The following is a 12409-nucleotide window of genomic DNA, read 5'->3' on the forward strand; positions in this document are numbered from 1 at the left end:
AAGTCAGTGATGCTCTTCATCTTTCTGGTGCAGCTTGTCGGGTTCACCTCTTAGTAAGGAAACTGCGACCCCAGCGGCACTCAATAGTGCGGCACCCCAAAATACTGTATCTAATGCACTCATAAATAATTCTGGAGGAACAGTACTCAACTCTTCCATATTCGCTGTCCCTCCCGTATTCCGTAAGCGAAACGTAAACAAGGAAACCGCAAAAGAAATCCCCGTTACCATGCCGATATTACGAGTCAACGCGTTCAACCCACCTGCCAATCCAACCTTCGTCCGCGGCACCGCCCCCATTAGACTGGAATTATTCGAAGGTTGAAACATCCCTTGACCGATACCAAAGATGGCGATATTCCCCGCTACCTGCCAGAGGCTATTCTCAATTGATAAAAAAGTAAGTGCAACAAAACCAAGGCCAATTATCACAAGACCAACAGAGGTCAAAAGATACGAGCCAAACCGATCCGATAACCAGCCGGCAAGCGGTGCGGTCACTCCCATCAACAACGGATAAGCAACCATCACATAACCAGTTGCCCCAGGTGACAATAACAGGACATCTTGTAGATAAAATGGCATTAAGATAATCACGCAATACATTGCCACGACCGAAAGATAGGCCGTCACAATACTTGTTTGAAACTCTTTAATTCGAAATAAGGAAAAATCCAGCATCGGGTAGGCTGTCCTTTTCTCCCAGAGATAGAATAACCCCAAAACCACTGTAGACCCTAGGAGGCCGATTATGGTCTGCCACGATGTCCAGCCTTGATTTTCCGTTGAAGAAACTGTGTAGAGGAGTGTTGTCATTCCGGTCATAAAAAGGACCGAACCACAATAATCAAAAGGCTCTCTTGTTTGATTGGTCCGGTCCTTCGGCATGACCCATAGACCTGCGGCAAATCCCAAAAGACCAATCGGAACATTAACCAAAAAAATCGACGGCCACCCGAAATGTTCTATAAGGAATCCGCCTAGTCCAGGTCCGCTTAATACACCCAATGATACAGCAATTCCTGCAATACCCAGTGCTCTGCCACGCTCCTTGGCTTCAAATGTGACCGCTACAATAGCCTGGGTGTTCGCCATCACCAATACCCCGCCAAGGGCTTGAATTATCTTGGCTCCAATCAGCATGATAAATGAAAACGACAGGGCACTCAGGCATGAACCAACCGTGAAGATTAAAAAACCAAAATTGTACAATCGGCCTTTGCCCAATAGATCGGAAAGTTTTCCTGCAATCGGCAGCAGCGCACAAATTGTCAGAAGATAAGCGGACATGACCCATTGTACGACTGTAATGGTCACATGGAATTCGGCACTTAGGGTCGGCAGCGCAATACTCGTAATACTGACATCCAGATTGGTCAAAAATGTTCCAATCGAGACAATGGCTAAAATCCACCATCTACGCGGGTCGGCCACTGTCCCTTTCTCCGAACTCATGTGATTCTCGAGCGCCACTTTGTCGTAAGCTTTTTCTGCCATCATTCATCCTCTCTCTCCTCATTCGAAGAGTTATCTCGACAGAGGAGACCTACTCATTTGTTAAGAAATCGGCGAGTAAGCGGTTAAATTCATCAGCCTTTTCCCACTGGGCCCAGTGTCCGCATTGGGCAAAGATATGCAATCTGGCGTCTGGCAATTCCCAAATAAGTTTCAATGCATGATCTAATGAAACAAACCGGTCATCCCTTCCCCAAATAACTAAGGACTTTGCCTGTATTTCTTTAATTCGCGGTGTGATATCCGTAAACAATCCATCCGGTGGAGCTAACTCCCTGCTCTTCACAAAATTCCTAAGATGCTCGCAGTCATTGCTCAGCATACTTTCAAACCGGCTTTGAACTAGTTCTTCGGTAAGTTCACTAGAATCATAGACAAATAGCTTCATTAATGTATTAAATTTTTCAAAATTCGGATGCTCATAGTCTTGAAAAACATTGAATAAGAGTTTCGTTCCTTCTGTCGGCATAGGATTGAAAAGACTTGGACCCAAGAAGCCTCCCGGACCCATCAAGATTAATTTGTCCAAACGTTCTGGGTATTCTAAGGCAAAGGCAATCGCACTTTGTCCTCCCAATGAGTTTCCAACAACGTGGGCCTTCTGGATATCGAGAGCGTCCATTAATTCCACGACTGCCCTTGCATGAACCAGTCTCCGAGGTTCCGCTGTTACGATCGGTCCAGATTTATGGAAACCTGGACAATCAGGTAAAATGACGCGATATCCCTTTTCCGCAAGTGGACCAATATTTCGGGAATAATTACTCCAGCCACCAGCACCTGGTCCGCCTCCGTGCAGCATAATGATAGCCTCTCCTTCTCCTGCTTCGTGGTAATGGAGTTTCATGTCTCCTAGCTGAACGTATCTACTTGTCGATTCTTCCGTGATTACCATAGTCATTGATTTGCTCTCCCCTTCATCAAAATAATCAGATTTATATTTATATAAGAATTTAAGCGTCAGCTATATTTCCATTAAAGAGATTCAGGTGTGTAACCATCCAAATTGAATAGTCTTGGCGGTATTCCTTCACCCAGTAGATATCCCCCCAGAGTCCCGGCAGTATCATCGGAATTTTGTGTCCCATGACAGGCAGCAGCCAAAGTATCTCGTAAGATTCGTTGAATCGGACTTGAAGAGTAAACCCCACGTGCCCCCAGAGCCCTTTGAAGTAATATAACGGCATCTACACATTCCTGACCCACACTTGCGGTATCGAGAACAAAGTGGACATATTCACCTTCTGGAACCTTTTCTCCCCGATTGACATAGGCAGTTGCCTCTCTGACTGCTTGCAGCAATCTAGCTCTTGCCGAACGCACATTTAGAACGGCATTGCCAAGGCGGTCTTTCACATAAGGACTTTGTGAGGCCTTGTTCCCTCCAGTATTGGTTTTACGAATGGTTGTCCGTGTTTTCATATGTTCCATAAAATGATCAATGGCTCCTTGTGCAAACCCAATCACACCCGATGAAATACAAGCAAAGAAAACAAAGGTTTGATGAAGTTGGTACAAGCTAGGACGATCTGACCAAGGCTGGTCGATAATACTATGTGTACGATGATCCGGGACAAAGACATTATCAATAATGACACTCTTACTACCCGTTCCCTTCAAACCAAACACGTACCAGTTGTCAAGAATCGTATATTCGCTTTTTGGTACTAGGAAAGCTCGATGATCTGGCTTGGAATCGTCCTCACTGGCCACATATGCCCCCACAATCGTCCACTGGGTATGATCACAACCGCTAGACGTTGGCCATTGACCGGTTAGAATCCAGCCGCCATCTACCTTTGTTGCTTTTCCGACCGGAGCATAGGCAGACCCAATCAGCGCATTACTATTTTGATTCCAAATATCCTCTGCTGCTTCCGGAAGCAGACCCATTTCCCAATTGTGAACCCCAAGAACTGCCAGGTTCCACGCAGAGCTAGGACAGCCCCGCCCAATCTCCATCAGCACTCGACAAAACACATCAAGGTCCATTTCGTACCCACCCCAACGTCGAGGTTGAGTTATTTTAAAAAAACCAGCTTTCCGAAACTTTTCAATCGTCTCAGCTGAAACTTTGCGGGCATTCTCCGTTTCCTCAGCCCTTTCCTTTAACCATGGAATCATATCCTGAGCCCGCTGTACCAATTCTTCAGCGGTTACCGATATCTTTTCTTTCTGAATCGTCATAGTTACCTTCCTCCTATTCATCTAAAAACCTCAAATTGGATTTCGTTGATAATAGTTACTCTGACACCTTCGCCAGTGTTTTTTGAGCAATTGGTTTATGCCCCCAAGCGCTAGATTCATAGTGGACCTTCACTTTCCATTCTTCCTTATCGTCAATCACGATTCCACCCCAGCCGTATTCAATTTCAAAGCCTGACGGCGACTTGATGTAGAAAGAAAGTGCCTTGTCGTTAGGATGTTGACCTAATCCCTTAGCAACATACCCGGCTTTTAAGCAGCGATCGTAAGCCAATCCAACGTCCATCATGTCTTCTACTTGTAACATGGTGTGTCGAATCCGTTTTGGATGTGGTGCTTCCATCGTAGCAATCGTATGGTGACGACCCGTAACTGTATGGAAAAAGGCCCCATCTACAAAAACACCAGGCTTTACTTCAATTCGGACAATATCAGAAATACGCATCCCTAAAATATCGCGGTAGAATTTCACACTCTCTTGATAATCTTTCGCAATTGGTACTAAATGACCAATCCCGAGTGGACCCGTCACAAATCCAGATCCGACCAATACTTTAGAATGAAAAGGTTTTGATGCCCGTGCAAAGGCTGGTCCGCAGTAAAATTCATGTTTGAAATTACCACTTGGATCGTCACAAACATATACCTTCTCCACACGTCTTCGTTTCTCCAATTCTTTCCCGCCATAATTTATCTCGACACCTGCTGCATCAACCTTTTGGACAAACTGTTCTAACTCTTGTTCGTTTTCAAACTCCCATCCGGCTACCAACAAGTCATCATCGTTGCTTTCCTCAAGGATAATCCGTTGCTCATACTGATCCATCCGAAGAGTCAACAGGTTTTCTTCTCGCCGGCCCACTTGCAGCCCTAGAATATCGACAGCAAATTCTTCCCAAGCGTTCAAATCGCTTACACCAAAAACCGAATATCCCAAACAGGTAATTTCCACCATGGTCAAATCCCCCTTTTAAAAAGTGACTAGGAACCGCTTACAAAATATTAATTTGAAAAGCAATTTTGCTGCATCATCAGCACAACTCTTACCCTTTTTGATCTTGCCAAATTCTAGTGATAGATTAATAGGCTGTCAATTCCCCTCCCTACCAATACAAAAACAACTACACCAGGTTACGCGAATCAAGTAAATATTTCGAATATTCACACGTAAGAGAAAATTGTCTTTGTCTTTTTTTACCACTGTGATAAAATAATTTTTAAAATCAAAGACATGACCCCCGGACAAGTTTTTATTTCCACATTGGTTTGGCGACCCTGTCGAAATAAAAACTGAAAAGGATTTTCTTCATAGTATCGAGGTAAGTTGTTTTTCCAAAATACCAAATCGTTCAAAAATTTTGACAACTCGATTGGATGTGTTTATCCTACCAAGGATATAGAATCCTTGTAAAATGGAGTTGGTTGCAACATTAACACTATTAAAAGGTTAATTCTTTCGGAGTCAGATAGCACTTTAATAGAAACAATAGGGTTATTTTAGGAGCTAGAAGATACATTTAAAGAAGAGGTTTTATTTATCGGAGTAGATTGGTACATAAAAAATTTTTAATTTTTTATTATTCGAATGGCTGAGGTGATGTAATCGATGTCATATAAAATAAATAATATCCTAGAGGAAGCATGTATTGAATTTGAACATATGGTCAATAAAGTAAGCAAAAATAGAAGTCGAAAGATTGTAACCACCCAAGATGTTGTGATGAAATATGCTGATAAATTGAAATACGAGAAAAATACCCATTTACTACTAGTTGAGGATCAAATAAAAGTTGACCTGCAAACTGCTGAAGAAGGAACGAATGAACGGAAGATTATCCAACTCCAAAAACGGATTATTGAAGAAGCTCTACGACTCCGAAAGGAAAATAAGAATCGGTTAACCCATCCTATTGAACGTAATTACGTCGAGGCACCGATTTTTTCAGCGTCTGTTCCGAAGCAGCACACTTTATTAAAATTAAAAAACTCCGAAGGCAAAATTACAGAGAATAGAACTGGTTATCGGAAAATCACCTATACTTCAGAAACAGGGGACTATCTCACTCCTTTCGATTTCAAAACATTTGCCGGTTTACAAAAACTTTGGGAAATCAAGGGAGGAAATAAAACTTTTGGATTAACGTATCCCGAATTATGTCGAGTGATAAATGCGAATGTCGATGGAGGTACCTATGAAATCCTTCGTGCTAGTATTATTAAACTCTCACGAACCACAATTAGTATTGAGGACTATGAAGATAAAAAATTAAATGAGCGAAGCAACACACTTACCCATTACCTAATCCATATTGATCAAGTGCCAAATCAGCAAAATAAATTGTTGATCATTCGGTTCAATGATCATTTGCATCAAGGTCTAGCGTTTGGAAACATTGTCCATATTAATCTCTTAACCTTCCAAGATTTCAAAACAAATATATCAGCGATGTTATACCCTCTTCTCACCAGTTTAATTAAAAATCGCCGAAGTCTTAATTTGGATAAATTAATCAACAATTTGGTTTTGAACCAAATGGACCGAAGAAAAGCTTTAAAATTAATAAGAGAGGCTTTAGATGAGTTTTTAGAAAATCAAATGATCTCAAAAGCAGAATTTATCCGCGAAGGTAGATCGTATAAGTATGTGGATATCGAATATCCTGATCAACTTTTGACAAACTTTAATGACCAGGGAGTTTACGAAAGCTATTCTTTCCTTGATACTGCCTGGCTTTAAAAAAAATAAGCGAAGGGAATTTTTCCCCTTCGCTTATTACTATTTTCCAATATTTATTTTGACACTACTGGCGTAACTTCAGCGAGTGAACGATAGCGTCCACTATAGAAAATTAGTGGTTCGGAATCTTCAGTAAGGTGAATATCGGTGACTTTCCCAATAAATAATGTGTGATCACCCTCCACATGTTCAGCTGATACTTCACACGAAATTTGAACGATGGCACCCGGCACCACTGGTTGACCACCAAGTCGATCAAAATCAACCCCATTGTGTTCCTTTAACTGGCCTGCGAAAATCATAGAAACTGTTTGTTGGTCTGCAGCAAGGATATTAACAGTGAATTTTTGACTTTCCTTTATTTTATTTAAAATTTTTGCATTCTCTCCAATCGAAACCACCACAAGCTTCGGTGTTAGAGAAACTGACATAAATGCATTGACTGTCATGCCATGTGGTTCACCATCCACCTCTGTTACGATTACCGTTACACCTGTTGCAAATTTCCCCATCGCATTACGGAATTGACGATCATCCATTTAAAAAACCCCTTTCTTTGTTCAAATTTCACTTACATATCAAATAGTTAGTCCACTGATAAACGTGATGAGACAATTTGTATCTGACATTATCGAATGGCATTCGCATGATGTTAATGTTTAAAAATATATTAACTACTCATACGAGTAATTGTCAACAATATTCTGAACTATTATTCTACTAAAGAAAAAATCCCTAATGAAGGGATTCTCTAGAAAACGATCGTTTTATTTTGATGGACGATAATACGGTCTTCAATATGCCATTTAACCGCTCGAGCCAATACACTTCGTTCAATTCTTCGACCAATTTTTTTCAAACTGTCGACATTATCATGATGATCGACGCGGCTAATATCTTGCTCTATAATCGGTCCTTCATCCAGGTCATTGGTGACATAATGGGAAGTCGCACCAATCAATTTAACCCCGCGGTCAAAGGCTCGTTCATAAGGTCTTGCGCCGACAAAAGCTGGTAAGAATGAATGGTGAATATTAATAATCTTATTGGGGTTTTCTTGAACAAATGTAGGAGACAGAATTTGCATATAACGAGCCAAAACGACAAAGTCAATCTCATACTCTTTTAAAAGTTTAAGTTGTGTGGCTTCAGCTTGTCCACGAATATCTTTGTTGGCCGGAACGTAATAAAATGGAATGTTCAGTCCCTCAACAACCTCTCTTGCCGTTTCATGATTACTAATCACGAGGGCAATATCGACCATTAAATCTCCACTTTGCCATTCCCATAATAGCTCTAGTAAACAATGAAGCTCCTTGGAAACAAAGATGGCCGCTTTTTTCACATGATAAGCATGCGTAAAGTTCCATTCCATCGAAAACTCCTCAACAATTTCAGCAAAATGGGTCTCCATGCCTTTCGCTTTTTCCTTTAAACCAGGACATTCAAATTCAATCCGAATAAAGAAAGTACCGCCCTCAGGGTTAGTCGAATATTGACTCGATTCGATAATATTCGCATTATAGGAAAACAAAAATTTTGAAATCGCCGCAACAATTCCTGGTTGGTCTGGGCAGCTAACCAAAAGGCAGCCCCGGTTCTTATTCTTATCTTGGAATAATTCAATTTGATCTTTTATATATGAATTCATTTCCGCATTACTCCTCTAACGTTGTTTTACACATTATACAGTAGTTGGGCGAATTAGTTAATTATTATTTAGAAAATTCCTAACTGCGGAAATACTCAGGATCAAAATTTGCAGACAGCGAGCCAATCTCTGTTGTTGCTACAGCTCCAATATTATTTGCAAATTGAAGGTACTCTTTTACTAGGGAATGGTTGGTCGGCACCCCTTTTTCGTGAAAGCAATACAATAGTGCTGCCATAAATGCATCACCCGCACCAGTTGTATCGATTGCGTTTACAGCTGGTGCAGGAACAAAGATTTGTTCACCATCCATCACAGCACATGCCCCTTCGCTCCCCATCGTTATAAAAAGAAAGGGAATCTTCCAACCAGATAATTGAGCGATCCCAGCATCAATTGAATGGGTTCCTGTTAAAAAATACAACTCATCTTCCGCAAGCTTCACTATATGTGGATATTTAAGGAAAGAAGAGACAGTTTGACGGCAATGTTCTTCATTTTCCCAACGCTTTAGACGAAGGTTAGCGTCAAAGGCGATAATATTTCCAGCATCCTTGGCATATTTTAGCGCTGCTTCAGTTGTTTGTTTTGCATTTTTTTGAAAAAGAGTCCCTGAGCCAAAATAAAAAATCTTCGCTCCGTCAAAAACTTCCCTTCGTAATTCTTCTTCAGTTAATACTTCATCGGGAGTGGGATTCACGTAAGAATGAAAATAGCGATCACCACCTTCATTGATATGAACATATACACCACAAATTTTCTTACTCGATGTGCGAACAGAAAAGGAAGTATTCACCCGTTCTTTTTGGAATTCTTGTTCTACGAACTGACTCATTTCATCAGTCCCTAATTTACATAAATAATAGGACGGAATTCCGAGTCTTCTTGAACCTACAGCTACATTAACGGATGCGCCACCCAGCAGCTGCTGGAATTTGGTATTTGAACGGTCTAATGAAATAAAGTCTACAAATGCTTCTCCGAGAGAAATGACTCCTTGTTGATCCATGACGGACCTCCTTGAAAGATGTATCTATGATGATTATACGAGAAAACCTCCTCAATTTAAAATTGGGGAGGTTCTAAATAGTGCTATATTCATTTTCTAATAGCGGCTTATACGAGCTTATGTGCATACCACTTTTTCCCTTTGAAGCGCCATCCAAAGATAAGCCCCCTCATTCCCCATTCGACAATCATTGCCACCCAGACACCAATAATCCCATAGCCTAAGGTAATACCTAAAATATAACCAAGGATGACCCGCAACAGCCACATCGACAGTAATGAGGCAATCGATGTAAAGTTCGAATCCCCGGCAGCACGCAAGGCTGAGGGCATAATAAAACTTGGCGACCATAGGAGAGGCTGGGCAATCGCCGCGATTAAAATCAGTGTAAAAATGGTTGGAATAATTTCTTCAGGCGGATGAAACAGCTGGATTAATACCGGAAACAAGGGCACTAATATCAGAGCGGCAACAACAAAAACAAGCGAAGAAAGTCCAATCAACGAGTATATAAATTTCCTAGCGTCCGTGATATTCCTCCGCCCCATACATTGCCCAACAATAGTTACAATGGCAATACTAATCGAGTTAGGTCCGATTTGAAATAGCATGGCGATGGCATTACCGATGGCATAAACGGTCAAGGACAGAGTTCCCAATTGAACAATAAAAGTTTGTGTAAGCAATTTTCCGCCATTGAAAAAAATCTGTTCGGCTGCAAATGGCAGACCAATAAACATAACTTTCTTAAGAATCGATAGATCGATTCTTAAGGCATTTTTTATCTTGAAACGGACGGTCTCGTTGTATTTTATGACATAGACCAGTGCCGCTGCCATTCCTAAAATTCTTGCTAGAATCGTAGAAATCACGAGCCCATCCACACCCATCTTAAAAATCGTGATCAACAATACGTTTAAAATCGTATTTGATAAATTCATTAATAAAGATAAATGCAAGCAAGGTTTGGTCTCGCCTACTCCTCTTAATGCGCCAGTCACAGCTTGAAAAATAGCGATGAATGGATAGGAAAGACAGCTGCCGATGAGATAGATTCTTGCGTTTTGGAATACATCGGCTTCCGCTTTACCAAATAGTAGGTTTAAGGTTGTTGTATGAAAAATGATCACAAGCGCACTAATGAGGACGGAAAAGACCGTAACGGCCGTTATCGCCTGTGTGGCAGTTTTGGAGACCATTGCTGCGTTCCCGCTGCCTTTATATTGAGCTACAATAACGGTTCCACCAGTTGCAATCGCAATAAATACATTGACCAAGAAAATATTTAATGAATCAACCATACTCACCGCACTAACTGCAGCAATACCAGCTGAACTAATCATCGCTGTATTTAATAAACTCATTAATACTAAAAAGGCCTGATCCACAAATATTGGCAGGATAATCGCAAATATTTTCTTGTAATCTATCGATTCCCCCGTAAAATACTTATCTAATAAAGAAACCGTCCTGGGCTTAATATTCAGTTCTAATTTATTCATAAAACAACACTTCTTTAATGGATTTTGGGTCAATCAACGACAATATTTGTAAATTAACATGTGGCTTATTATACCACGGCTTAGCTGATTATGTCATAGTAACTGCCAGATTGATCAATTTCCATATTAATTTAGCGATTCGTCCGCAATTCGATCCGACGGATTTTTCCTGAATCAGTTTTAGGCAGTGTGTCGATATATTCAATCACCCGTGGGTACTTATAGGGTGCTGTTAATTTTTTCGCAAATGCCTGTAATTCATGTGTTAATTCAGTTGTACCAGAGACCCCTTCTTTTAACACAACAAATGCTTTAACCACGTTTCCTCTAATCGGGTCTGGTAAGGCGACGACCGCGCACTCTTTTACCGATTGATGTTTCATTAAGGCATCCTCTACTTCAAAGGGTCCAATCGTATAACCAGAGCTGATAATAACATCATCTTTCCTTCCTTGGAACCAATAATAGTTATCCGCATCTTTCATCGCGCGGTCACCCGTCAAAAAGTATTGATCACTATAGGATGACGCTGTAGTAACAGGATCCTTATAATACTGCTTAAATAAAGCTGGGAAATCACGTCTAATCGCAATCGTCCCGATCTGGTTAATGGGTGCCGGTTGACCATCATCATCAATTACCTCAATAAATTTTTGTAACAAAGGCTGCCCCATTGATCCTAATTTTTTCTCATCAGTATTTAAATTGGCAATCAATAACGTACTTTCAGTCTGACCGTATCCATCGCGGATTAAAATGTTAAATTGTTTTTTAAACACATCGATAACCTCACGATTTAGTGCCTCACCTGCAGAAACAGCCGTATGTAAACCAGCTAAATCAAAGTTCGAAAGATCATCTAATTTAGCCATCATCCTGTATTCAGTAGGTGTGCAGCATAACACATTCACCCGGTTATTTTGCAGAAGCTGTAAATATTTGTGTGGATTAAACCTACCATGATAGATATAACCTGTGGCACCGGATCCCAATATGGATAAAAATGGACTCCAGACCCACTTCTGCCACCCTGGTGAAGCAGTAGCCCAAACTAGATCTGTCTCCCTAATATTCAGCCATTTGGAGGCAGCGATTCTTAAATGAGCATAGCCCCATCCATGACTATGAACCACCCCTTTTGGCTGTCCCGTTGTCCCAGATGTATAAGCTAAAAAGGCAAAATCCTCACTCAAGGTATCGGCATCGGTAAATAGGTCTGATTCCTGTTCCATTAACTCTTCTAATGACAGCCAATTTGGCACCTCTTCTCCAAAAGCAATCTTAAATTGTAAAAAAGGTGTGTCTTCACTTATATTTTCAAACTCTGAAACCAACTGGGAATATGAAATAACTGCTTTCGCTTCAGAATGATTTAAACGATAAACTAAGTCCTTAGCGCGGAGCAATTCTGAAGAAGGACTAATGACAAGACCTGCTTTTAAACATGCTAAATAAATCACGTAAGATTCAATCAAACGGGTGGTCATAACCACAACCCGATCCCCTTTAATTAATCCTAATTTTGTTAAACCATTAGCTAATTTGTTAGCTTTCCGAATGAGCTCAGCATATGAAATTGTCTTCGTTTCTCCTGCTTCATTTTCCCATCTCAAGGCAATTTTTTCAGAATCATGTTTAGAGATTTCACTAGCTAAATTAAAATGTCCTGGTGCGATTAATGATTTTAAGTCCACGGTTGTCAAACTCCAATCTTGGTAGGTTTAATGAGTTCCTTTGGAACAGTGCATGTTATTACAATTAGTATCTGGTACTAATACAAGCTATATAAA

Annotated in this window: 10 protein-coding genes; 1 reads left to right on the plus strand and 9 read right to left on the minus strand. The window is 40.7% G+C overall.

The window, feature by feature from the left end; all coding sequences use genetic code 11:
• Positions 1 to 3: 3 nt before the first annotated feature.
• The 4 genes from V7121_RS19415 to V7121_RS19430 all read right to left on the minus strand — a co-directional run bounded on the left by V7121_RS19415 (position 4) and on the right by V7121_RS19430 (position 4675).
• A complete protein-coding gene (locus tag V7121_RS19415; RefSeq protein WP_335547513.1) occupies positions 4 to 1500 on the minus strand; it encodes an MFS transporter in 1497 nt (498 codons plus the stop codon).
• A gap of 46 nt (positions 1501 to 1546) precedes the next feature.
• Positions 1547 to 2416 (minus strand): alpha/beta fold hydrolase, encoded by an 870-nt coding sequence (locus V7121_RS19420; RefSeq protein ID WP_335497462.1) that lies wholly within the window; start codon positions 2414 to 2416, stop codon positions 1547 to 1549.
• A 74-nt stretch (positions 2417 to 2490) separates the two neighbouring features.
• A complete protein-coding gene (locus V7121_RS19425; protein WP_335497460.1) occupies positions 2491 to 3702 on the minus strand; it encodes an acyl-CoA dehydrogenase family protein in 1212 nt (403 codons plus the stop codon).
• Between the two features lie 55 nt (positions 3703 to 3757).
• The gene (locus V7121_RS19430) at positions 3758 to 4675 is read right to left on the minus strand and encodes a VOC family protein (protein ID WP_335497459.1); all 918 of its coding nucleotides are present in this window, start codon (positions 4673 to 4675) and stop codon (positions 3758 to 3760) included.
• Positions 4676 to 5326: 651 nt separating this feature from the next.
• Between V7121_RS19430 and V7121_RS19435 the strand changes: the two genes are divergently transcribed.
• Complete coding sequence (locus V7121_RS19435; RefSeq protein WP_335497457.1) at positions 5327 to 6457, plus strand: hypothetical protein; 1131 nt, start codon at positions 5327 to 5329, stop codon at positions 6455 to 6457.
• A gap of 53 nt (positions 6458 to 6510) precedes the next feature.
• Here the strand turns inward: V7121_RS19435 and V7121_RS19440 are convergent, their stop codons facing one another.
• From V7121_RS19440 to V7121_RS19460, 5 genes are all read right to left on the minus strand, one after another.
• Positions 6511 to 6996, minus strand: a complete 486-nt coding sequence (locus tag V7121_RS19440) for a flavin reductase family protein (RefSeq protein WP_335497456.1) — start codon at positions 6994 to 6996, stop codon at positions 6511 to 6513.
• A 212-nt stretch (positions 6997 to 7208) separates the two neighbouring features.
• Positions 7209 to 8108 carry a formyltetrahydrofolate deformylase gene (gene purU, locus V7121_RS19445; protein ID WP_335497454.1) on the minus strand — a complete coding sequence of 300 codons (900 nt, stop codon included), beginning with the start codon at positions 8106 to 8108 and terminating at the stop codon, positions 7209 to 7211.
• Positions 8109 to 8187: 79 nt separating this feature from the next.
• On the minus strand, positions 8188 to 9117 hold the full coding sequence (locus V7121_RS19450) for a carbohydrate kinase family protein (RefSeq protein WP_335497453.1): 930 nt from the start codon (positions 9115 to 9117) through the stop codon (positions 8188 to 8190).
• A 107-nt stretch (positions 9118 to 9224) separates the two neighbouring features.
• Entirely contained in the window at positions 9225 to 10619 is a 1395-nt protein-coding gene (locus V7121_RS19455) for an MATE family efflux transporter (protein ID WP_335497452.1), read from the minus strand.
• Positions 10620 to 10750: 131 nt separating this feature from the next.
• On the minus strand, positions 10751 to 12313 hold the full coding sequence (locus V7121_RS19460) for an acyl-CoA synthetase (protein ID WP_335497451.1): 1563 nt from the start codon (positions 12311 to 12313) through the stop codon (positions 10751 to 10753).
• Positions 12314 to 12409: the final 96 nt, after the last annotated feature.

It is taken from the genome of Neobacillus drentensis (assembly GCF_036962125.1).
In the GTDB taxonomy this organism is placed as follows: Bacteria; Bacillota; Bacilli; order Bacillales; family Cytobacillaceae; genus Neobacillus; species Neobacillus drentensis_B.

What these genes read in the sequence shown, in the direction of transcription:
- V7121_RS19450 (WP_335497453.1), bottom strand. Translation starts at nt 9,117, where the DNA reads ATGGATCAACAAGGAGTCATTTCTCTCGGAGAAGCATTTGTAGACTTT.
- purU (WP_335497454.1), bottom strand. Translation starts at nt 8,108, where the DNA reads ATGAATTCATATATAAAAGATCAAATTGAATTATTCCAAGATAAGAAT.
- V7121_RS19425 (WP_335497460.1), bottom strand. Translation starts at nt 3,702, where the DNA reads ATGACGATTCAGAAAGAAAAGATATCGGTAACCGCTGAAGAATTGGTA.
- V7121_RS19455 (WP_335497452.1), bottom strand. Translation starts at nt 10,619, where the DNA reads ATGAATAAATTAGAACTGAATATTAAGCCCAGGACGGTTTCTTTATTA.
- V7121_RS19435 (WP_335497457.1), top strand. Translation starts at nt 5,327, where the DNA reads ATGTCATATAAAATAAATAATATCCTAGAGGAAGCATGTATTGAATTT.
- V7121_RS19420 (WP_335497462.1), bottom strand. Translation starts at nt 2,416, where the DNA reads ATGACTATGGTAATCACGGAAGAATCGACAAGTAGATACGTTCAGCTA.
- V7121_RS19430 (WP_335497459.1), bottom strand. Translation starts at nt 4,675, where the DNA reads ATGGTGGAAATTACCTGTTTGGGATATTCGGTTTTTGGTGTAAGCGAT.
- V7121_RS19415 (WP_335547513.1), bottom strand. Translation starts at nt 1,500, where the DNA reads ATGATGGCAGAAAAAGCTTACGACAAAGTGGCGCTCGAGAATCACATG.
- V7121_RS19440 (WP_335497456.1), bottom strand. Translation starts at nt 6,996, where the DNA reads ATGGATGATCGTCAATTCCGTAATGCGATGGGGAAATTTGCAACAGGT.